The 21,199-nt window shown below is 64.8% G+C and carries 17 protein-coding genes; 6 read left to right on the top strand and 11 right to left on the bottom strand.

Annotation, left to right across the window (positions count from 1 at the left end):
* Positions 1 to 30: 30 nt before the first annotated feature.
* The 6 genes from llg_RS00810 to llg_RS00835 all read right to left on the bottom strand — a co-directional run bounded on the left by llg_RS00810 (position 31) and on the right by llg_RS00835 (position 6,438).
* Complete coding sequence (locus tag llg_RS00810; RefSeq protein ID WP_338287601.1) at positions 31 to 2,577, bottom strand: ATP-dependent Clp protease ATP-binding subunit; 2,547 nt, start codon at positions 2,575 to 2,577, stop codon at positions 31 to 33.
* Positions 2,574 to 3,701 (bottom strand): protein arginine kinase, encoded by a 1,128-nt coding sequence (locus llg_RS00815; RefSeq protein ID WP_338287602.1) that lies wholly within the window; start codon positions 3,699 to 3,701, stop codon positions 2,574 to 2,576. The genes llg_RS00810 and llg_RS00815 overlap by 4 nt, the downstream gene beginning before the upstream one ends.
* Positions 3,702 to 3,745: 44 nt before the next feature.
* Positions 3,746 to 4,201, bottom strand: a complete 456-nt coding sequence (locus llg_RS00820) for a UvrB/UvrC motif-containing protein (protein WP_338287603.1) — start codon at positions 4,199 to 4,201, stop codon at positions 3,746 to 3,748.
* A 263-nt stretch (positions 4,202 to 4,464) separates the two neighbouring features.
* Positions 4,465 to 5,334 carry a branched-chain-amino-acid transaminase gene (ilvE, locus tag llg_RS00825; protein WP_338287604.1) on the bottom strand — a complete coding sequence of 290 codons (870 nt, stop codon included), beginning with the start codon at positions 5,332 to 5,334 and terminating at the stop codon, positions 4,465 to 4,467.
* Positions 5,335 to 5,409: 75 nt separating this feature from the next.
* Complete coding sequence (locus llg_RS00830; RefSeq protein ID WP_338287605.1) at positions 5,410 to 5,877, bottom strand: CYTH domain-containing protein; 468 nt, start codon at positions 5,875 to 5,877, stop codon at positions 5,410 to 5,412.
* 3 nt (positions 5,878 to 5,880) lie between these two features.
* Entirely contained in the window at positions 5,881 to 6,438 is a 558-nt protein-coding gene (locus tag llg_RS00835; RefSeq protein ID WP_338287606.1) for a hypothetical protein, read from the bottom strand.
* Positions 6,439 to 6,549: 111 nt separating this feature from the next.
* Between llg_RS00835 and llg_RS00840 the strand changes: the two genes are divergently transcribed.
* Complete coding sequence (locus tag llg_RS00840) at positions 6,550 to 7,065, top strand: 5-formyltetrahydrofolate cyclo-ligase (RefSeq protein WP_338287607.1); 516 nt, start codon at positions 6,550 to 6,552, stop codon at positions 7,063 to 7,065.
* On the opposite strand, the gene llg_RS00845 is transcribed toward llg_RS00840, so the two are convergent.
* Positions 7,043 to 7,429, bottom strand: coding sequence for an ApaG domain (locus llg_RS00845; RefSeq protein ID WP_338287608.1), 387 nt, complete (start codon positions 7,427 to 7,429; stop codon positions 7,043 to 7,045). The two genes, llg_RS00840 and llg_RS00845, sit on opposite strands and share 23 nt — an antisense overlap.
* Positions 7,430 to 7,607: 178 nt before the next feature.
* On the opposite strand from llg_RS00845, the gene thiD reads away from it, so the two are divergent.
* Genes thiD through llg_RS00860 form a run of 3 tightly spaced genes read left to right on the top strand, consistent with a single transcriptional unit; the run spans position 7,608 to position 11,002 of the window.
* A complete protein-coding gene (gene thiD / locus llg_RS00850; RefSeq protein ID WP_338287609.1) occupies positions 7,608 to 8,414 on the top strand; it encodes a bifunctional hydroxymethylpyrimidine kinase/phosphomethylpyrimidine kinase in 807 nt (268 codons plus the stop codon).
* Positions 8,415 to 8,462: 48 nt separating this feature from the next.
* Positions 8,463 to 8,948, top strand: coding sequence for a pantetheine-phosphate adenylyltransferase (coaD, locus tag llg_RS00855; RefSeq protein ID WP_338287610.1), 486 nt, complete (start codon positions 8,463 to 8,465; stop codon positions 8,946 to 8,948).
* 5 nt (positions 8,949 to 8,953) lie between these two features.
* Positions 8,954 to 11,002, top strand: coding sequence for a carbon starvation CstA family protein (locus llg_RS00860; protein ID WP_338287612.1), 2,049 nt, complete (start codon positions 8,954 to 8,956; stop codon positions 11,000 to 11,002).
* On the opposite strand, the gene llg_RS00865 is transcribed toward llg_RS00860, so the two are convergent.
* On the bottom strand, positions 11,003 to 11,665 hold the full coding sequence (locus llg_RS00865) for a hypothetical protein (RefSeq protein WP_338287613.1): 663 nt from the start codon (positions 11,663 to 11,665) through the stop codon (positions 11,003 to 11,005).
* A gap of 440 nt (positions 11,666 to 12,105) precedes the next feature.
* A complete protein-coding gene (locus llg_RS00870) occupies positions 12,106 to 14,142 on the bottom strand; it encodes a UvrD-helicase domain-containing protein (RefSeq protein WP_338287614.1) in 2,037 nt (678 codons plus the stop codon).
* A gap of 181 nt (positions 14,143 to 14,323) precedes the next feature.
* Here llg_RS00870 and llg_RS00875 point away from each other — a divergent pair, with 181 nt between their 5' ends.
* Positions 14,324 to 15,487, top strand: coding sequence for a substrate-binding domain-containing protein (locus llg_RS00875; protein WP_338287615.1), 1,164 nt, complete (start codon positions 14,324 to 14,326; stop codon positions 15,485 to 15,487).
* Positions 15,488 to 15,539: 52 nt separating this feature from the next.
* On the opposite strand, the gene llg_RS00880 is transcribed toward llg_RS00875, so the two are convergent.
* Positions 15,540 to 18,629: a hypothetical protein gene (locus llg_RS00880; protein WP_338287616.1), complete on the bottom strand. Its 3,090-nt coding sequence runs from the start codon at positions 18,627 to 18,629 to the stop codon at positions 15,540 to 15,542.
* 350 nt (positions 18,630 to 18,979) lie between these two features.
* On the opposite strand from llg_RS00880, the gene rlmN reads away from it, so the two are divergent.
* Positions 18,980 to 20,059, top strand: coding sequence for a 23S rRNA (adenine(2503)-C(2))-methyltransferase RlmN (gene rlmN / locus llg_RS00885; RefSeq protein WP_338287617.1), 1,080 nt, complete (start codon positions 18,980 to 18,982; stop codon positions 20,057 to 20,059).
* A gap of 107 nt (positions 20,060 to 20,166) precedes the next feature.
* On the opposite strand, the gene llg_RS00890 is transcribed toward rlmN, so the two are convergent.
* A complete protein-coding gene (locus llg_RS00890) occupies positions 20,167 to 21,054 on the bottom strand; it encodes a GAF domain-containing DNA-binding protein (protein ID WP_338287618.1) in 888 nt (295 codons plus the stop codon).
* Positions 21,055 to 21,199: the final 145 nt, after the last annotated feature.

A 21,199-nucleotide genomic window follows, 5' to 3' on the forward strand; every position in this document is an offset into this window, starting at 1 on the left:
TTTCGTTAAACAATCTGACTCAGCTTCGTCTCACGGCATCGGCACGTTCGCCTCGTCCGGCGCGGACTTGGAGTCGACCGGCAGGAACAGGAGCTCCTCGGTCTCGCCGCGGCGGACGACCTGAACGGTGTCCCCGGACTTGATGTCGCCGCGGAGCAGCGCTTCGGCCAGCGGATCTTCCAGGTAGCGCTCCACCGCACGGCGCATCGGACGCGCGCCGTAGGACGGATCGTAACCCTTCGCGATGAGCAGGTCGCGCGCGCCATCGGTCAGCTCCATGAGCATGCCCTTTTCCTTGAGGCGCTTGACCAGCTTGCTGACTTCGAGGTCCACGATCTGCGAGAGATCCTTCTTCTCGAGCACGTGGAAGACCACGAGGTCGTCGAGGCGGTTGAGGAACTCCGGTTTGAAGTAGCGCTTCGACTCCTCCATGATCTTCTCCTTCATGCCTTCGAAGTCGGCTTCGTCGGCGTTCATGGCACCGAAACCGAGCGCGGTCTGGCGCTTGATGGACGAGGCCCCGACGTTGGAGGTCAGGATGATGATCGTATTGCGGAAGTCGATCTTGCGGCCCAGCGAGTCGGTGACCATGCCTTCCTCCAGGATCTGGAGCAGGAGGTTCATGACATCCGGGTGCGCCTTCTCTACCTCGTCGAAGAGCACGACCGAGTACGGGCGGCGGCGGACGGCTTCGGAAAGCTGACCACCTTCCTCATAGCCGACATAGCCCGGAGGCGAGCCGATGAGGCGGCTGGAGGTGAATTTCTCCATGTACTCGGACATGTCGATCTGGATGAGCGCGTCCGGATCGCCGAACATGAACTCGGCGAGGTTGCGGGCCAGATAAGTCTTGCCGACACCGGTGGGGCCAAGGAACAGGAACGAGCCGATCGGGCGGCGCGGATCCTTCAGGTCGGCACGCGAGCGGCGCAACGCCTTGGAGATCGCCTTGACCGCCTCGTCCTGGCCGATCACGCGGCCCTGGAGTTCGGACTCCATCTTGAGGAGCTTCTCGGTTTCCTTCTCCTCCATGCGGCGGAGCGGGACGCCGGTCCACTTCGAGACCACCGCCATGATGTCATCGTCGGTGACGGTGACGACGGTCTCCTCGGACTTGGAGCGCCAGTTCTTGAGGGTGTCCTCGAGTTCCTTCTTGGCGTGCTTCTCCGAATCACGGAGCGCCGCGGCCTTTTCAAAGTCCTGCTCGCTGATCGCGGAGACCTTGTCGCGGTTGATCTGCTCGATGTTCGCCTCGAGCTGCTTGATCTCCGGCGGGCGGGTCATCTGGCCGATGCGCGCGCGGGCGCCGGCTTCATCGAGCACGTCGATGGCCTTGTCCGGCAGGAAACGTCCGGTGAGGTAGCGGGAGGTCAGGCGCACCGAGGCCTCCACGGCTTCCGGGGTGAACCGGGCCTTGTGGTGGGTCTCGTACTTCTCCTGCAGGCCCTGCATGATCTTGATGGCGTCATCCACGGAGGGCTCGTCCACCTTGACCTGCTGGAACCGGCGCTCGAGCGCGGCGTCCTTCTCGATGTACTTGCGGTACTCGTTGAGGGTGGTCGCGCCGACGACCTGGAGCTCCGAGCGGGAAAGCGCGGGCTTGATGATGTTCGAGGCATCCATCGCGCCCTCCGCCGAACCGGCACCCACGATGGTGTGCAGCTCGTCGATGAACAGGATGACGTTCTTCACCTTGCGGATCTCGTCCATCACCGCCTTGATGCGCTCTTCGAACTGGCCGCGGTACTTCGTCCCCGCCACCATCAGGGCGAGGTCGAGCGTCACGACCTTCTTGTCGCGCAGGATCTCCGGCACGTTGCCCGAGGAAATCTCCTGGGCGAGGCCTTCGACGATGGCGGTCTTGCCGACGCCGGCCTCACCGACCAGCACCGGGTTGTTCTTGGTGCGGCGGCACAGGATCTGGATCACGCGCTCGATCTCGGACTCGCGGCCGATGACCGGGTCGAGGCCGCCCTCGCGGGCGAGCTTGGTGAGGTCGCGGCCAAAGGCGCGCAGGGCGGGAGTCTTCGACTTGCCTTCCGTTTCCGGGGCTTCGGATTCGCTCTTCACTTCTTCCTCCTCTTCGAAGGGACCATCGTCGTCCTCGATCTCGTCGTCATCATCTTCATGATCGGGCGAGAAGTTCGGGTCGATCTCGGCGAGGATCTCGTTGCGGGTGCGCTGGATATCGACATCCAGGCGCTTCAGGACGCGGGCGGCCACGCCCTCGCCCTCACGGAGCAGGCCGAGCAGCAGGTGCTCGGTGCCGACATAGGAATGGTTGAGCGCCTTGGCCTCCTTGTTGGCCAGCGCCAGCACCTTCTTCACGCGCGGGGTGTAGGGGATGTTTCCGGGGGCCTTCTGGGGCGCGCCGGAGCCGACCTCTTTCTCCACCTCCATGCGGACGGTTTCGAGGTCGAGACCCATTCGTTCGAGAACATTGACCGCCACTCCCTGGCCCAGCTTGATCAGCCCGAGCAACAGGTGCTCGGTGCCGACATAGGAGTGGTTGAAGCGGTCCGCTTCCTTGCGCGCGAGCGCAAGGACCTGTTGGGCGCGTGGGGTGAAGTTGTTCATGCGTCGCCGGAATTTTCGGGGGTGTTGGAACTGTCCCCGTTTCTGGTTGTAGGACGAATATCAGGGGGTGGAAGAGAATGCAACCGGGAGCGAATGATTTCCGCGCGAATTGCATCACGCTCCTCGGGCGAAAGTTTGCGCCCGCTGTGGAGCTGGAGATGCGCCGGCTGGATGTCCATCAGCAGCGCGTCGGCGAGACGCATCGTCTCGTGCGCGAAGAACCCGAGGTCCGCGCCAAGGCGCAGCAGCGAGACATGGTTCAGAGCTTCCTTGGAATCAATGACCCACGCATGGCGGAGCACGCCGTAGGCGCGGCCGATCTTGTCCGCCACCATGTCCGGATCGTCTTCCAGGAGCTTCTCGCGGGCATTCCGCTCGTGCTCGGCGACCTGCGAGATCACTCGCTCCAGGCGGCGGATGATGGTATCTTCACTCTCGCCCAGCGTGGACTGATTGGAAATTTGGTACAAGTTTCCAAGCGATTCGGTGCCCTCGCCATAGATGCCGCGGACCGCCAGACCGATCTTGTTCACCGCCTGGAGAACCTGGCCGATCTGATCGCTGAGGACCAGACCGGGAAGGTGGAGCATGGCCGAAGCACGCAGGCCGGTGCCGAGGTTGGTCGGGCAGGTGGTGAGATAGCCAAGCTTCGGATCGAAGGCATAGGGCAGCGCCTGGGCGAGTTCGTCGTCCAGCGCGGAGAGGCCTTCGTAGGCCTCGCGCAGCTCGAGCCCCGGACGGATCGCCTGCATGCGCAGATGATCCTCCTCGTTCAACATGAGGCTGTACATCTGGCGGCGCTCGATCACCGCCGCGGAGCCATCGCCGCGCGCGGCGTGCTCGCGGGAAATCAGGTGGCGCTCGACGAGCACCTGCTTCTGCACGGAGCTCAGATCACCGAGGGCCTGGGAAAAGCCATCCTTCATCGGAGCCAGCGCCTCCACGGCGGGGCGAAGCTCCTCCAGGGTGCTGGCCCGTTGTTCACGGGTGGCCCAACCGGGAAAAGGCTCGTCGCGCAGATTGCGGGCGAGACGGATGCGGGAAGTCAGGACGACGCTGTTATCGGCATTCGCGCCGGTCATCCAATCGGCGGGATACTTGATCAGCGTGGAGAAACGCATCATATGCGGAACACTGGGTCAGGGGTGTAATAGCGGAAAGCGTGCCATCAACCGGAAATGCCGGTGTGAAGCTCGATCTGGCGGATTTCATCCCGCAGGCCGGCGGCCTCCTCGTAATTCTCGGAAGCCACGGCTTGGTCAAGGCGGGCGCGGAGTTCCTCCAACCGCTGGTCGCGCACCTGCTGCTCCATGAGGCCCTTCGGCACCTTGCCGACATGGAGGTTGCCCTTGTGCATGCCACGCAGGATGCCGGTCAGCTCGTCCGCGAAGATGCGGTAGCACTCGCTGCAACCGAACCGGCGCACGCGGCGCAGGTCCTCGATCGTGAACCCGCAGGCCGGGCACTGCTTCCCAGCCCCCGCGGCGGGCGGGGTGTGGGTCTGGGTCACCACGGTCTTCTGCCCCGGCACGCCGCCGAGCAAAACGTCCGCCAGCGAGAACCCGGTCGGATCGGTCACCCCGCGCTCCTGGGCACAGGACTCGCAGAGGCAGACTTTTTTCATCTGCCCATCAACGAGTTGCGTGAGGAAAACGGATGCCTTTTTGTCGCAGAAGTCGCAGACCATGCCTGACAGAAGCTAAGACCCCCGACGCCCGATGCGAAACGAAAACTTCGCGTAAGGTGAGGGTTTTTGACCCGTGGTGGCGATTTTCAGCCATCCGGACCTCCTGAAAATCAAATTCCCCGGGGTTCTCCCGGGGAATTTCGAAAAGACGGGGTGTTTTGACCCCCCAGGCAGGGCGGACAAAATCCGCCGCCACGGCTTCAGTAAACCGGCGTGCCGGTCGAATTCGCCTCCTCGCGGAAGGCTTCGATGAAACGCTTCGTGATCGGGCCGGGCTTGCCATCGCCGATGGTGCGGCGGTCCAGCGAGATCACCGGAACTACCTCGGCGGCCGTGCCGGTGAGGAAGCACTCGTCGGCGATGAAGATGTCGTAGCGGGTCAGCGACTGTTCGCGGACCTCCACGCCGAGCTTCTTCGCCACCTGCAGGATCACCGCGCGGGTGATGCCGTCGAGGCCGCCATCCGAGATCAGCGGGGTGAGCAGCACGCCGTTCTTGAGGAGGAAGATGTTGTCGCCGGTGCACTCGGCCACGTAGCCCTGCTCGTTGAGCATGATGGCTTCCAGCGCGTTGGCCTGGATGGCCTCCACCTTCGCCATGATGTTGTTCAGGTAGTTCAGCGACTTCACCTGCGGCATCAGCGCGGCCGGGGCCGGGCGGCGGGTGGCGCACGTGATCAGCGCGAGGCCGTTGTCGTAGTGCTCCTTCGGGTAAAGCTGGATCGTGGAGGCGATGATGAACATCGACGCCTTCGGGCAAAGGTACGGGTTCAGGCCCAGGCCGCCGGTACCGCGGGTCACCACCAGGCGGATGTAGCCGTCCTTCAGGCCGTTCGCGGCCACGGTTTCGACGGTGGCCTTGATGACCTCCTCGTAGGTCCACGGAATTTCCAGGACGATGGCGCGGGCGGAGTCGAACAAGCGGCGGATGTGCTCCTCCAGGCGGAAGACGCGGCCGTTGTAGATGCGAATGCCTTCGAAGACGCCGTCACCGTAAAGAACACCGTGGTCGAACACGGAGATTTTCGCTTCGGATTCGTCCACCAGGTTGCCATCGAGCCAGATTTTCATGCGGGGCAGGGAGCGTAGCGGCGGAAGCCCGGCTGGCAAGCCACTTAGGCCGCGACGTTCATACGAGACACAGCCTCAGCAAGCCCAGTCCTTGAACGGGCACTGGACCAGCCGCGAATTCAAATACCGAGTGTCATCGGAAACCTCGGCCCCCACCCACTCCGGCAGCTCGACCTGGGTGTCCTCCGCTTCCATTTCAACCTCGGCGACCACGAGGCCGTCGTTGTCGCCGTGGAACACGTCGATTTCCCACGTGTGCCCGGCGTGTTCCACGCGGTGGCGGGTCTTGTCGATCACCGAGCCGGTGCACAACGCGAGCAACTCGCGGGCCTCGGCGGCGGGGATCGGGTATTCGAACTCCGCACGCGCCAGCCCCTTCGAACGGCCTTTGATCGTCAGCCAAGCCTCCTCGCCCGCCAGCCGCACCCGCACGGTGCGGTCCGGATCGAGGCTCAGATAGCCCTGCGTCATCCGAGCGCCCGGCGAGCCATCCGCCCATCCGAAGCCGGACACCAGGAACTTGCGTTCGATTTCCACCCCCATGGCTCAGGGCGTCTGGCCGCCTGCGGCGGTCTTGTCCTTCGGCTTGAAATCCGTGATCGCCGCCCAATCGACCGCCCCATTGTCCAGCCGCTGGGTCTCGCTGGCATAGACGGCGTCCTCGTTCTTCGGGTCCATGCCCGCCGCCAGCTCGATGAATACCCGGGCCAGTTGCTTGTTCTCCGCTCCACCTTGCTTGAGCAGAAGCTGGCCACGGGTGATCAGCAGCCGGGCCAGCACCTGCGGGCTGTAATCGCCGGTCGCGGCCTCGGGCATCACCCCTTTGCCGAGCTGAAAGGTCGTCACCAACGCCTTGCGGTTCCGCGGCGACAAATGGAGGGCCACCGCCAGCAGGCGGCGCGCTTCCTCCAGCGAGGCCGGGGTGGCCTTCGCTTGGATCACGCGGTTGGTGGCGTAACCGGCCAGGTTCGTCGCGTAATCCTCGCGCTCGCTGTCGAGCATGCCGAGGTCATTGGTGAACATGCCGTTCCCCACCTTGGGTGGCGTCCAGGTGAATGGCTTCGCCTCCTCGGCGCCGGAAACCGACGCGAGTGCCACCATCACGACCGCTGCTTGCCACGCACCCCTCATGGCCGCTAACCTCGAAAGCGCTCCGGCGCTTGGCAAGTGGCAAATCCCGAGACATTCCCGAACAAATCCGCGCTCCGCCAGGCGATGCGCCGACGGCTGCGCGAAACCCCGGGCGATTCCGCCGCGCTCCGCGAGGCCATTGGCCGCTGGCTGGCCGATCACCCGGATGCCCGCGTCATCGCCGCCTTCGCCGCCCTGCCCGGCGAGCCCGATCTCCTGCCGCTGGTCGCCCTCCACCCGGAGCGCATCTGGGTGTTTCCCACCGTCCGCGGCGAACATCTCACCTTCCATCCGGTGACCGACACCGCCCGGGACTTCGAAGCCGGAGCCTTCGGCATCCGCGAGCCGTCCCCGTCCCTTCCGGAAACCCCGGCCCGCGAAATCGATGCCTTCCTTTGCCCCGGGCTGGCCTTTTCCCCCACCGGCGGTCGGCTCGGCCGCGGCCGCGGGTTCTACGACCGAATGCTGGCCCTCGCCCGCCCGGACACGGTGAAACTGGGCGTCTGCTTCCCGTTCCAGATCGTCGAAAACACCTTCGCGGAAGCCCACGACATCCCGATGGACGGGATCCTCGGCCTCACGCCCAATCCGGCACCTTGAGCTGGAATTCCGGGATCCGGGCGAACACCCACTCGCCGGTCACCGTCTCCGCGAAAAACGCCCCCTCCACCTGGGCTCCCGCCTTGGTGACGTGGTAGCTGTTGTAGGAAAAATCCTCGCCGGGAGCCAGCACAGGGGTCTGACCGATCACGCCCTCCCCCTCCACCACGGAAACCTCGCCGCTGTTCTCGCGAACCACCCATTTCCGACCACGGATGGTCACCCGCTCGCCGGAATTGTTCCGGATCGAAATGAAATACACGAACGGATGGGGCTTGTCCTGCGGAGCCTCCAAGCTCGGCATGTAAAGGACGTCATCCACCTTGACGCTCAGGCCTTTCAGTTCACGGATCGTTCCCGGCATGGGACGATCAGTATCCCGCTTCTAACGCATTCTGCCAAGTCGGAAAAACCGTGGAATACGACACATTCCACACAATTTGGTCATCTTAGGCTCATTTTGCGCCAGCGTCCCGGAATCCCACCCCGCCCGGCACCGCGGAAACCCTTGCGCGGGCAGGCATTCCTCCGGATCGTGCGTCATGCACCCGTCACCCCCGGTCGCCCTGACCATCGCCGGTTCCGATTGCTCGGCCGGCGCCGGCATCCAGGCCGACCTGAAAACCTTCGAACATTTCCGCGTCCACGGCCTCACCGCGGTCACTTGCGTGGTCTCGGAAACGGCGAACGTGGTGCGCGCCGTCCACCCGGTGCCCCCGGAAATCGTGGCCGATCAGGTGGACCTGCTGCTCGATGCCTTCCCGATCTCGGCGATCAAGACCGGCATGCTCTACTCCGCCCCCCACATCGAGGCGGTGCTCGACGCCCTCTCCCGCTACCCCGCCATCCCGCTGGTTGTCGATCCGGTGATGATCGCCTCCACCGGCGATCCCCTGCTGGAACCGGACGCCATCGCCGCCCTGCGCGACGAACTGCTGCCGCGCGCCACCCTGGTGACGCCGAATCTCCACGAGGCCGAGGCCCTGGCGGGCGAGAAGATCCACACTGTCGACGACCTGGAACGAGTCGCGCTGCGACTTTCGGAGCAATTCGGCACCGCCTTCCTGCTCAAGGGCGGTCACCTGGAAGGTCCGGAATGCACCGACCTGCTGGCGGATGGCGGCCATCTCCACCGTTTCACCGCCGCCCGTGTCGCCGTGCCCGGCTCGCATGGCACCGGCTGCACCTTTTCCGCCGCCATCGCCGCCCACCTCGCCCTGAACCACCCGCTGGCCGAGGCCGTGAGCCACGCGAAAGTCTACCTCACCGAGACATTGGCGAAGTCCTTCACCCACCAATCCCCGGCCGGAGGCACCGTCCACGCCCTGAACCAAGGGACGACGCTCTGATCCTCCTCTTCTCTTGATTCTGGATTCTTGATTCTGGACTCTCCTCCCATGCGCACCGCGGTCTACGCCGGCTCCTTCGATCCTCCCACCAACGGTCACCTCTGGATGATCGAGCGGGGCTTGGAATTGTTCGACCGCCTGATCGTGGCGATCGGCAACAACCCCTCGAAGGCCTACACTTTCACGGTGGAGCGCCGGGTGAAGCTGCTCCGCGAGTCCGTGCCGTCCTGCGAGCGGCTGACCATCGACCATTTCGACAACCGCTTCCTCGTCGACTACGCCATGACGATGGACGCCCACTACATCCTGCGCGGCATCCGGTCGCCGGACGACTATGAGTACGAGCGGGTGATGCGCCACATCAACAGCGACATGGCCCCGCAGATCACCACCACCTTCCTGATGCCGCCGCGCGACATCGCCGAGCTTTCCTCCAGCATGGTGAAAGGACTCATCGGGCCGCAGGGTTGGGAGGAAATCGTCCGCCGCTACGTGCCGATTCCTGTGTTCGAAGCGCTGTCCCACGACACCTGATTGCGATGAAACGCCTGCTTTCCATCCTCCTCTGGATCTTCATCTCGCTCCTCGGCATGACCGCCGTGGGCGTCGCCGCCTTCCAGCGGGGGGAACCGGTCAACGCCCTGTGGCTGGTGGTCGCCGGTCTCTGCACGTTCGCCGTTTCCTACCGCTTCTACTCCGCGTGGCTGTGCGCGAAGGTGCTCACGATCGATGACCGCCGCGCTCCGGCCGCGGTGACCTGCGCGGATGGCAAGGACTTCGTCCCGACCTCGAAGTGGGTCGTCTTCGGCCACCACTTCGCCGCCATCGCGGGTCCGGGACCGCTGGTGGGGCCGGTGCTCGCCGCCCAGTTCGGCTACCTGCCGGGCGTGCTGTGGATCCTCATCGGTGCCACCCTCGGCGGCGGAGTCCATGACGCGGTGATCCTCTTCGCCTCGATGCGCCGGAACGGCAAATCGCTGGGCCAGATGCTGAAGGAGGAAATGAACCCGGTCATCGGCTTCATCTCGATGATCAGTCTGCTGGCAATCATGACCATCCTCCTCGCCGTGCTCGGCCTGGTGGTGGTGAAAGCCCTCGCCGAAAGCCCGTGGGGCCTCTTCACCATCGCCGCCACGATCCCGCTGGCGTTCATCATGGGGATCGCGATCAAGAGCGGCAAGGTGGGCGTGACGCCCGCCACCATCTTCGGCGTGATCGGCCTGCTGGCCGCGGTGGTCGGCGGCAAGTATCTGCCGGAATCCTGGAACCACGCGCTGACGCTTGATTCCAAGACGCTCGCCTGGGTGATCATGATCTATGGCTTCGCCGCCTCGGTGCTGCCGGTGTGGATGCTGCTCGCGCCGCGCGATTACCTCAGCACCTTCCTCAAGCTCGGTGCGGTGGGCGTGCTGGCGGTCTTCATCGTGGTCCTCGCCCCACCGCTGCACATGCCGGCGATCACCCCCTTCGTCCACGGCGGCGGTTTCATCGTGCCGGGCCCGGTGTTCCCCTTCGTCTGCATCACCATCGCCTGCGGCGCGATCAGCGGCTTCCACGCCCTCATTTCCTCCGGCACCACGCCGAAGCTGCTGTGCCGCGAGAAAGACATCCGCCTCGTCGGCTACGGCGCGATGGTGACGGAGATGCTGGTTTCGCTGATGGCGATCATCGCCGCCTGCGCGCTCGCGCCGGGCCAGTACTTCGCGATCAACTCGCCGGTGAACCCGAACGACAACGTCGCGGTGGCCGCCCAGATCGCGAAGATCAATTCCTACGGCCCCGAGTATGCGGTGACCCTGCCGGAAATGCAGCAGCTCGCCAAGGATCTCGGCGAACCGCACATCATCGGCAAGACCGGCGGCGCCCCGACCTTCGCCGTCGGCATGGCCCACATGTTCGCCAAGGTGATCCCCGGCAATACCGCGCTCTCGCTGTGGTATCACTTCGCCATCATGTTCGAGGCGCTGTTCATCCTGACCACGCTGGATGCGGGCACACGGGTGGGGCGTTTCATTCTCCAGGACCTGCTCGGGCAGGTCGTGCCCAAGCTGAAGGACACCGGCTCGTGGATCGGCAACGTCACCGCCACCGGCCTGCTGGTGGCCGCCTGGGGATTCTTCCTTTATCAAGGAGCAAAAGAACCGGAAGGAATCGCGAAAAGCCTGTGGCCGATCTTCGGCATCTCGAACCAGCTCTTGGCCGTGATCGCCTTCTGCTTCGGCACCACCCTGCTGATCAAGATGGGCAAGGCCCGCTACTGCCTGGTCACCGCCGTGCCACTGGTGTTCCTCACTGCCGTCACCTTCACTGCGGGCTACCTCAAGATCTGGGACCCTAACTCGGCGGGCTTTCTGCCAGCCATCGCCAAGCAGCAAAAACTCATCGAGAGTGGCATCCAAGGCAAAGCACTCGAAGCCGCCCAGACCTCGCTGTTCAACGCCCGCATCGATGTGGCCGTAACCGCGATGTTCCTGCTGTTCGTCGCCGTCATCGTGCTTGGCACAGCCCGCGAATGCTGGCTGCTGCTGCGGAAGCGCAAGCAGGCCGTGCTCCAGGAAAGCACCTACGTGGCGCTGACCGAAGGCTGATCACCGGTAGCCGGACTGGACCCACGTCAGCGCGTACGCCAGTCCCATGCCGAGGCGTTGCGACACCAGATAGTAGTCGTAGCCGTTCTCGTCCGCGCTGCCCGCCGCCAACCCCTTCAGCAACTGCTCCGATTGCCGGAGCTGCCGGATCGTCAGCTTCGGCACCTGGTGGGGAGCGGCAGCCTTCTCCAAGACGGCACAGGCCGATCCAATGGATTCCGCCAACCGCGTGAACTCCTTCCGGGTTTCGTCCTTCAACTGGATCTTCATCGTCTCGGATGGCGACGACCACGGCTGGGGAATCTGCGACTGTCTCTCCTGTCGATAACCGGGCAGTATGCCATTGAAATCCGCCACCACCCGGCCGAGCAAATCGAAAGCCGGTTGATAACGCGCGTCCGTTCCCGCGGTCCGGAACATCTCGGAAATCGAAGGCGTGCGAATCTCCGTGCCGGACGGAACGGCCGTGGCTTTCAGATGGTTGAAGCGCAACAGTAGATCGAGCATGGCCGCGTCGCCGTAGGCCTCACGGGCCATCTCCTCGAGGATCATCCCGGATTTGAACGTCACCGCCGCCTTGGACGGCCGCGGTTCCGGCTTGGGAACGGATTCCTGCCCTTGCGCGAAAACCGCCGCCCCGGAAACCCAAACCGCAGTCACCATCCATCGCATCATCCTCGTCTCCTACCAACGCCTTCATCGCCTGACGAGAACGGAAGCACACGATCCATGTGGGTATCCATATCGAATGGGCGGCTTACAGATGAACAGCCAGCCCCGCCAGGGGCGACGTATCCTAGCCGGTGGCGCAAGCCACCGGGCCCGGAACGAAGGGAAGATCAAGTCCCGGAGGGACGACGCAACGGAGGCTCCCGATGGTTATGCAGGAAAAGCCTCCGCCGTTCAGGCCATCAGCGTTGCCTCGATCTCGAAACGAATGGAATTGTTCGCGTGGGAGAACCCGGGCAGCGTCGTCCCTACGGGACTTGATTTCATCCCCTCTGTCCACCGGTGGCTCGCGCCACCGGCTAGGATACGTCGCCCCTAACGGGGCTTGAAACCAGAACGGGGATGCAGGTCATGATTGCGGAGACCGCCCCCATTCAAAACGGATCCTCACCCCACCCGCCCCTGCCGACGTTCCACTCCTCGATCAAATCCGCCGGGCAATCGTCCAGGAACCGTGACGGGCGCTGGATGACGTCACCGGTGTAGGACTTCGGGTTGATCATCGGATAGCTGAGGTAAAGCTCGTCCTTCGCGCGGGTGATGGCCACGTAGAACAAGCGACGCTCCTCCTCCAGCATCGCGTCGTCCTCGGCCTCGAGGATGCGGCCGTTCGGGAACTGTCCATCCGCCAGCCAGATCAGGAACACGGCCTTCCATTCGAGGCCCTTCGCTTGATGGATCGAGGACAGCGTGACGCACTCGTCATCGCGCACCGACTTGTCGCCGCTCGGCTCGCCATCGACCGAGCCCATCAGCGAGAGCTGCGCCAGGAACTCCAGCACATCGTCGAACCCCTGGCCGTAGGAAATGAGCTGCTCGATGTCGCTGCGGCGGTTCTCGTAGTTGTCGAAGCTCGCCTTCAGATACTCGTCATACACGCCCTCCAGCACGCTGAAGAGCATGTTCGAAGGCGGCACGAACACCCCGCCGGGCGAAAGCTCGTCCATGGTGTACCAAAGCTGCTCCCAGTCCTTCGCCGCCTTCTTCGGTGCCTTGAATCCGAGCATCACCTCGGACCACGACGCGGGCGGCTCGTCCTTTTCCGCCCAGCCGGTGGCCAGCCAGTTCTGCCACAGTTTCTCCGCCGCCGCCGGACCGACGCCCGGCATGAGCTGGAGCATGCGCTTGAAGCTGACCTCGTCCTTGCGGTTGGTGGCGAAGCGCAGGAACGCCGAGACGTCCTTGATGTGCGCCTGCTCGAAGAACCGCAGGCCGCTGGTGATGGTGAATGGAATGCCCGCGCGGGTGAGTTCCATCTGCACCTCCAGGCTCTGGAAGTGGGCACGGTAGAGCACCGCCATTTCCTCCAGCGGGATGCCCTCGTCCCGCAGTTCCAGGATGCGCTGCGCCACGAACGCGGCCTGCGTCGCCGGATCGTCCAGCGGCACCAGCGCCGGCTTCACGCCCAGCGCGTCCCGCGAGGAACGCAGGTCCTTTTCAATGCGGCCCTGGTTCACCCGGATCGCCGCGTTCGAGAGATCGAGGATCTCCGGCACGCTGCGGTAGTTCGTCTCGATCTTGAAAATCCGCGAGTTCAGGTAGCGCCGCTGGAACGACAGGATGTGCTCCAGGTCCGCTCCTCGCCACGAGTAGATCGACTGCGCGTCATCCCCCACCGCCATCAGGCTGTTCGCATCCCCGGCCAGCAGGTCGATCATGCGGCTCTGCACCGAGTTCGTGTCCTGGTACTCGTCCACCAGGATGTGGCGGAACTTCCCGCGGTAGAGGTCGAGCACGTCCGGGCGGCTCTCGAAGAGCTTCACGGTGAGGACCAGCAGGTCGTCGAAGTCCATCGAGTTCGTCTCGCGCTTCTTCTTCGCGTAGCCGGCGCGGACCTGGTCGATTTGCTCCAGCCAGTCGTCGAAGTAGGGATAGCGGGTCGCCAGCACGTCCTCCAGCGATTCGCCGGTGTTCTCGATCAGGCTGAAAATGGTGGCCAGCACGTCCGCCTTCGGAAACCGGCGCGACTTCGTGTCGATGTCACAGGCGGCCACCACCGCGGCCAGCAGCGATTTCTGGTCGTCGCGGTCGAGGATGGAAAAGGAACGGGTAAACCCGAGATCGTCGGCATGGCGGCGCAGGATCCGGTTTCCGATCGAGTGGAAGGTGCCCGCCCACAGGTCCGAGGTATCGGTGGTGACCAGTTCCTGGACGCGGCCGATCATTTCGCGGGCGGCCTTGTTGGTGAAGGTCAGCAGCAGGATGTTCCGGGATTCCACGTCATGGTCCAGCAGCCACGCCACCCGGTAGGTCAGCGTGCGGGTCTTCCCGGAGCCCGCCCCGGCGATCACCAGCGCCCGGCCGGGCGGCGAGGACACGGCGGCGTATTGCTCGCCATTCAGCTCGGCGGCATAGTCGATCCCGGACCGCGGGGCGGTCTGTCGCCGGTGGAGGGTGTATTCGCGCGCCATGTGTCCCCGCCACGATGCCGCATGCCCCGGGGCGATCAAGCGCCGAGACGCCCCGCCCCGACCACGATGCGCCTTGCCTACCCGCGGCCCGGTGTAGTTTAACGGACAAACCCGAAGGCGGAAAACCCCAAGATTCTCCAGACCCGGCAAGAATCCGCCCGACCCACCGTTGAAAGCCCCCGTGATCGCCCCCGCCCAACCTGCACCCGCCAAACGGGTCTTGTTTGTCACCGACTTCTACCAGGAAGAGGTCCTCGACGGCATCGTGGACCACGCCGGTCCGGCGGGCTGGGAGCTGATCGCGAACATGCGCTTCCACGGCATGTTTCCCGGGGAAACGGAGGCCGACGGCATCCTCGCCGTGGCCATCGGGAACCGGGTCCGTGAATGGCTCCAGGACTGGGAAGGCACGCCAGTGGTCAACATCGGCTCTCCCTACGCCGGGTTGGCCGGCCCCTCGGTGGACACAGACTACATCGAGGCCGCCCGCACCGGGGCACGCCACCTCATGGAACTGGGCCACACCAGCTTCGCCTTCTATTCGCTCACCGATTTCTACGAATCCCAGCGGATGTTCGATGCCTACGAAGCCGAACTGGCCAAGGCCAACCTCCGCGCGGCCCACGTGAACTTCGCCGCCATCCACGGCCCCCGGGCCATCGACATCCCGCGCGAGGAACGCCTGCGCTGGCTGGCCGGGCGGCTTTCCGCCCTCAAAAAACCGCTGGCCATCATGAGCGACGACGACCGCCGCAGCCTGGAACTGGTCGCCGCCTGCGACATCGCCGGGCTGCGGGTGCCGGAGGACGTCGCCATCCTCGGCTGCGAGAACCGTTCGGTGGAATGCCGCATGTCCCCCGTCCCGCTGTCCTCCGTGGACATGAACTGGCGCGGCGTGGGACGCGAGGCCGCCGTCATGCTGGAGGCGATGATGGCCGGGGAATCCCCCGCCACCCCGCACCTGCGGATGCCCACCCGCGGCGTGGTCGCACGGGCTTCCACCGCCACTTTCGTGACCGAGTCCGCCGGCATCACCCGGGCGATCCTCCACATCCGCGAGAACTATCCGCAGCCGATCAAGATGACCGATCTGGCGCGGATGGCGGGCATGGCCGAGCGCCAGTTCCGCATCGACTTCAAACGCCTGGTGGGGCGCAGCCCGCGCTCGGAGATCCAGCGCGCCCGGCTGGCCCGGGCATGCAGCCTTCTCCGCGACACCGATCTCAAGCTCGATGCCATCGCCATGGAAAGCGGCCTCGGCACCGCGCAGAAGCTCTGCGAGATCTTCGCCGAGATCCACAACGTGACCCCGGTGGGCTGGCGGCAGCAGGCCCGGAACGTTTGAAAAGAAAAACCCGTGGCCGGAGCGCATCCTCCAGCCACGGGCCGCGGTCCACTCAGGGCACCGTCAGTTTCAGGCGCGCAAACAAGCCCGATGAGGGCGCCAGAGAACGGGGTAGGGTCACCGTCACCACCGCGGGCGAGGTGCTGTTGTTCGTCGAGACACTGACTCCATTCGTGCCATCGACGGCGGCCGTCCAGGTGACCAAATCCGAGCTATACTGGACACCCGGCTGGTAGCCGCTGGAGTCGGCGGAAAGGAGGAAGGTGAACACCACGGTCGTCGGGTTGACCACGCTTGTCGGCAGCAGGGCACGATCGCCGGACACCGACGGGTTTCCTCCGATCACAAACTCGATGCCGTTCGAGATACCGTCGTGGTCGTCATCCGCATCGGCCGCGCCCACGCCATGAGCCAAGGCCCAGGTCGCATAGGCTCCGGAAGCGGCCACCATCAGGCGTCCGGAACCGGCGAAATGCGCGTCATCGATGAAGGTCGCGCCGGACCCGGTGGCCCCGTAGGTTCCCGGGGCCTTGGTCACGCCATCGATCACCAGCGAGCCGACGGTATCGGTCTGGCCGTGGGTCAGGCCCAGTTTCGCAGCGGCGGCGATCGTCACCACCGAGCTGTTGTCCAAGGTGGCCTCCCCCAGGGAGAGGGTGCCATCGCTGACGGTGGTGTTGCCCGTGTAGGACGGATGGGCCACGGTCGCGGTGTTCGCGCCGGTCTTGGTCAACGATGCGGTGCCGGTCACGGAGCCCGTGACCACCAGGGCCTGGTTGGCCGCCTCGAAGGTGACCTCTCCAGCCAAGGAGATCGCGCCGGTCCACGTGCCGACACCGCCGTTGTTTTCCACGTACAAAGTACCTCCCGATTCGATCGTCACCGGTGTGGCGATCGTGCGCGTGCCATAGGTGCCGAGGCGGGCGCCGTTTCTCACCAGCACATCGCCGGTGAGCCCGCCGAGGGAGTTGTCGGTGCTCTCCGCCCACACGCGGCCGCTCGCCACCACGTAGTGGATCGGGGTGCTGGAGGCATCACCACGCACGCCAATGCCTTGGTTCGCATTGAGGGTGAGCGTATGGTTGTTGCCGACGATGGTACCGACGTTGCCGGGGTTCGCCGTATTGTGGCCGATGTCGAAACGCCCCGTGTTCGCATTCAACGAAGCATCCGCGGAGAGGATGAGCGACCGGACCCCGGCACCCTCATTGATCGCGCCGCCGCTGTTCGCCAGCGCCCCCAGGCCATCCACGCCGGCACCGGCGATGGTGTAATCCGCCCGGTGCCCGACCCCACCGGGCGACTGCCCGTTGAAATCCACCGCCCCCCCGGCGGCCACCACGACCCCGGAGGTGAACCCGAAGGCCTCCGCGTTCAACAGCTTGATGGTGCCCGCGCCCACATACACCTGGCCGGTGTAGGTGCTGTTCTGTCCCCCGAAGTTCACGGTGCCGGTGCCGATCTTCGTCACGCCGGTGGTGCCGATGATGCCGTTGCCGAAACCGTTCAGGGTGTAGGTCGTGGTGGTGTTGTTGAAGGTGACCGAGCTCGGCTGGAGCAGACCCACCAGCGCGACGGTGTTCACGGTGGAGGTGTCGTTGAACTGCACGTCATCGCCGTGCAGGAAAACGGACCCGCCGAACATCGACTGCCAGTTCAGACCGGCGTTCACGTCCCAGTTCCCGGAAGCCGCACCGGTCCACACCAACGGCAGACCGCTGCCGGACACATTCACCGCGACGACTCCTGGAGTGGAGGTGTCGAGCGACACGCTCTTGCGGTAGATGGAGGTGTCGATGCTGACATTGCCCGCACCGGTCAGGCTGCCGGTGTAATTGACGAGCGTGGTGGTGCCATCCGCCGGGAGGGACGCCAAGGTGATCTTGCTGGTCCCCCCGAAACTGAGGTTCCCGCCCACGGCCAAGGCGGCCGCCGGGTTCAACGCCAGGGTCGCCCCGGCGGTATCCCCCACCGCCAGGTTGCCCTGGATGGTTCCCGTCGCACCAAGGGTCAGCCCGTCGCTGGCATGCGCGCTGCCGCCAAGCGTGGTGTTCAGGTTCAACCGACCGCGGGTCAGGTTGATCGTGCCAGTGTAGGCCGAGGCGTTTCCGGTGACATTGAGCGTGCCCGTCAGGTCGATGGTGGTGGCGGGAATGCCCACCTCCAGGTTCGCCGTGCCGGACAGCGGACCACTGATCGTGCCGGTCATGCCGCCATTCAGAGCGATGCGGGACGCACCGGTCAGGGTCACTCCGCCGCTGAGGATGGCGTTGTTCTCGAAACGGATCGCGCCGCGCTGCTCGGTGCCCTCCGCCCAGCCGTTGCCCTGGATCTGGACGGCATTCGGAAAGGTGCCTGCCACGGCGAAATCGAGCTGCGAGTTCGTCCCCAGCACCCGGGCCACGCCGGTGCCGAGGGCTCCGGTGTTGCTCAGCGCCAGGCGGCCGTTGTTGACCCAAGTGCCGCCGGTATAGGTGTGGCCCACGGAAAAGCGCATCGGGTCCGGGCCGGTCTTGATCACCTTCAGCGGCGTGGAACCGTCGTAGTCCTTGATGACCACGTTGTTCACCTGGTAGTCCGTGCCGCCGCCGTTCGCCACGATCGAAAGCGTGCCGGACGAGGACGTGACGAAACCGCTCCCGGTGCCCACTTTCATCCAGTGGCTGTTGTTGTGGAACATCAGGCCGCCGAGGGCGAGGTTGAGGGTCACCCCGTTGCTGATGAGGAAATCCCGGCTCGTCTCGATGTTCCCGATCGACTGGTTGCTGGCCAACGTGGTGGCCGCGACGTTGTCGTAGTAGGTCGAGGTGGCCGTCGCCGTGCCGAGGTTCGCGGGCCCGAGCACCTTTTCGGCATTCGGAATCTCCAGCACCTGCGTCCCGTTGTATTTCAAGAAGCTCCAGCGGGTGTGCGCCCACCCCGGCAGCGGTCCGGTGGTGGGCGTGGCGCCATTGATCGTCTGGAGAGCGATCGCGGCGTTGGTGTTGTTCGAATCGAACCACACGCTGTCGCCCGCCGCCACCGCGATGTTGGTGGTGGTGGCGTTGACGGTAGTTTCAGCCGCTGTGGATAGCCCCGGCAACAGGGCAAGCGAGGACGCCGTCCGTAAAAGGGAGGCGCGGAGGGATGTTGGGATTTTCATGGGTACGTGCGATGAACGACTCCCATCCGTTGATCGTCAGGGGCAGGGGAAACGCGGGTCGTTTTGCCGCCAAGGCGGCCGTCGAAGCGGCTCCCGATCAGCCACCATCTCCGTTGCCACGAATCCATCCCTCCTGCCTCACCGGCCCGGAACCGGGCATGCACGCCCGCCGGACCGAATTTCACAACGATCTACAAATGAAAGTCTCTGGCACCTTAGCGGGATTGCCCGTCACGGGAAGGGACCGGGATTCCCCTTTTCGGATGAAAATCTTTCCCTTTTTGACGAAGCCGCCCGCGCCCGCGGCAAAACACGCTTGAACCGCCGCGGCACGGGTGAGATGGACCGGCATGAGCGCGCCCGCCCCACAATCCCTCCACGACCTCGGGTTCTCCGGGATCGAGCGGGTCTTGGAGGAGCACGGCGTGTTGCCCCACCACGCCAAGGCGCTGTGGAAGGCCCTGCAACGCGAGGGCGAGCTCGACCTGCTGTCCCGCGACTTCTCCCCGCCGCTCAAGCGCTGGATCGAAGACCACGTGGGCGAAGGGAAAACCTTCTTCCTCGATGCCCCGGAGGTAACCGAGGAGATCCGCAGCAGCGACGGGCTGACCCGCAAGTTCCTCCTGAAACTCCGCGACGGCCAGACGATCGAAACCGTGCTCATGGGCTACGATGGCCGCCACACCGTCTGCGTGAGCACCCAGGCCGGCTGCGCGATGGGCTGCGTGTTCTGCGCCACCGGCCAAATGGGTTTCGTCCGCCACCTCCGCCCCGGCGAGATCGTGGCCCAGGTCCTCCACGTCCGCCGCGTGCTCGCCGCCGACATGCCGGACCGCAAGCTCCGCAACATGGTGATGATGGGCATGGGCGAGCCGCTTCACAATTACGACTCGGTGATGCAGGCGCTGGACATCATTTCCAATGTCCGCGGCATCAGCCTGGGCCCCAGCAAGATCTCCGTCAGCACCGTGGGCGTGATCCCGAACATCCTCCGCCTCGCGGAAGAAGGCCGCCCCTACAACCTCGCGGTGAGCCTCCATGGCGCCACCGAGGAACAACGCTCCGCGCTCATTCCGGTGAGCAAGAAATGGAACCTCGCCGACCTGGTGGATGCCTGTCGGCAATATGGCACCATCACCGGCCGCCGGATCTTCTTCGGCTGGACCCTCATCGCCGGGAAGAACGACACCGAGGAGCAGGCACACCAGCTCGCCGAGCTGCTCAAGGGCATCGACGCCCACGTGAATCTCATCCCGCTCAACCCCACCCAGGGCTACGAGGGCGCGGCCAGCGCGAACAAGGCGGGTATCGCCTTCCAACGCATCCTCCGCCAGGCCGGGTTCCCCTGCACCTTCCGCCAGCGCCGCGGCATCGACGTCGCCGCCGGCTGCGGCCAGTTGAAAGCGGAGAAGAAGCGGGTGGCGAAGTAGAACAAGTTTTCAACTTGTTCATCGGGGCAGCGGACATTCCCGCATCATTCGGACTTCCCCCGATAATCCGCCTCACCCACACGCAAGTTGGAAACTTACGCTACTTCTCAAAACCCCAGCACCTGCCGCACCCGGTGACGGTAGGTGCGGCCCACCGGGAGCGGTTCCGGCCAATCGTGGAGATGCACTTTCCATCCGCTCGCGGTAGAGCGATCGAGGCGCTGGATGCGGGCATTCCGGATCAGGTGGCGCTGGCTGACGCGGAGGAACTCCTCCTCGGGCAACTGCGATTCCCACGACTTCAAGCTGCGCAGCTCGGTGCAGCGCGGGCGGTTCGCGAAATGGAGGTGGGTGTAGTCGCCATCCGCCTCGATCAGCACCAGATCACGGCGGTCCAGGGCGATCACCACTCCCGCGGCCCGGACATGCAGCAGGTTCGTCGATGGCTCGACCAGCGGCACCGGCACGTCACCACCCCGACCGTAAAGGAGCGCGGAAAGGTATCCAGCGGTTTCTGTTAGAACCGACTCCATCCCGGAGCTCCATGTGCATTTCCGGCGGACCATGTCATAGCCGAAAATGCCGCGAAGCCGCCCTTCATGGAGCAGCGGGACATTGATGCTCGAACGGATCGCCTGGCGGCGGAGCTCCGACTGGAAGGCCCGCGCCTGGCGGGGCAACAACTCCGTGTCCGGATTCGCCACGACCTTTCCGGACGCCAGCGATTTCTGCATCCAACGGATCATGTCCACCGAGGCCGCCTGCAGGTCGTCGACGTGCTGGGTGACTCCGTTGACCGCCCATTCGTGGGTGTTCCAGAAATGGGTCAGCTCGTCGTTGTAACGCACGATCCAGGCGCGGTCGGCACCGTGCCCTTTTCCCAGGCAGGCGAGCGCCAGATCCACCGCCTCTTCCGCCGGATGACCCGCCGCGATCAAGGCGAGCCGCTTCCAAATGTTTCTGTTAGATACGCCGTCGGCGGAGGGTCCGGACATGGGCCGAGCATGGGATGAACCGGTGCAGAATATCGAACACTATTGCCGGAAATCGGGCCGGGCATCGACAGACGACCTCGCGTCCGGTTGATAGGCCACGGAACCGGTCGGCAGCCCCCGCCGGCCCGACCGACACTCACCCTGG

The sequence above is a fragment of the Luteolibacter sp. LG18 genome, from assembly GCF_036322585.1.
Lineage (GTDB): Bacteria > Verrucomicrobiota > Verrucomicrobiia > Verrucomicrobiales > Akkermansiaceae > Luteolibacter.

Excerpts from the sequence above, each read along its gene's own strand:
- llg_RS00810 (WP_338287601.1), bottom strand. The coding sequence starts at position 2,577 with ATGAACAACTTCACCCCACGCGCCCAACAGGTCCTTGCGCTCGCGCGC.
- ilvE (WP_338287604.1), bottom strand. The coding sequence starts at position 5,334 with ATGAAAATCTGGCTCGATGGCAACCTGGTGGACGAATCCGAAGCGAAA.
- llg_RS00830 (WP_338287605.1), bottom strand. The coding sequence starts at position 5,877 with ATGGGGGTGGAAATCGAACGCAAGTTCCTGGTGTCCGGCTTCGGATGG.
- llg_RS00890 (WP_338287618.1), bottom strand. The coding sequence starts at position 21,054 with ATGTCCGGACCCTCCGCCGACGGCGTATCTAACAGAAACATTTGGAAG.
- llg_RS00880 (WP_338287616.1), bottom strand. The coding sequence starts at position 18,629 with ATGAAAATCCCAACATCCCTCCGCGCCTCCCTTTTACGGACGGCGTCC.
- llg_RS00840 (WP_338287607.1), top strand. The coding sequence starts at position 6,550 with ATGCGCCGACGGCTGCGCGAAACCCCGGGCGATTCCGCCGCGCTCCGC.
- thiD (WP_338287609.1), top strand. The coding sequence starts at position 7,608 with ATGCACCCGTCACCCCCGGTCGCCCTGACCATCGCCGGTTCCGATTGC.
- llg_RS00845 (WP_338287608.1), bottom strand. The coding sequence starts at position 7,429 with ATGCCGGGAACGATCCGTGAACTGAAAGGCCTGAGCGTCAAGGTGGAT.
- llg_RS00870 (WP_338287614.1), bottom strand. The coding sequence starts at position 14,142 with ATGGCGCGCGAATACACCCTCCACCGGCGACAGACCGCCCCGCGGTCC.
- llg_RS00860 (WP_338287612.1), top strand. The coding sequence starts at position 8,954 with ATGAAACGCCTGCTTTCCATCCTCCTCTGGATCTTCATCTCGCTCCTC.
- coaD (WP_338287610.1), top strand. The coding sequence starts at position 8,463 with ATGCGCACCGCGGTCTACGCCGGCTCCTTCGATCCTCCCACCAACGGT.
- llg_RS00865 (WP_338287613.1), bottom strand. The coding sequence starts at position 11,665 with ATGGTGACTGCGGTTTGGGTTTCCGGGGCGGCGGTTTTCGCGCAAGGG.
- llg_RS00820 (WP_338287603.1), bottom strand. The coding sequence starts at position 4,201 with ATGAAAAAAGTCTGCCTCTGCGAGTCCTGTGCCCAGGAGCGCGGGGTG.
- rlmN (WP_338287617.1), top strand. The coding sequence starts at position 18,980 with ATGAGCGCGCCCGCCCCACAATCCCTCCACGACCTCGGGTTCTCCGGG.
- llg_RS00815 (WP_338287602.1), bottom strand. The coding sequence starts at position 3,701 with ATGATGCGTTTCTCCACGCTGATCAAGTATCCCGCCGATTGGATGACC.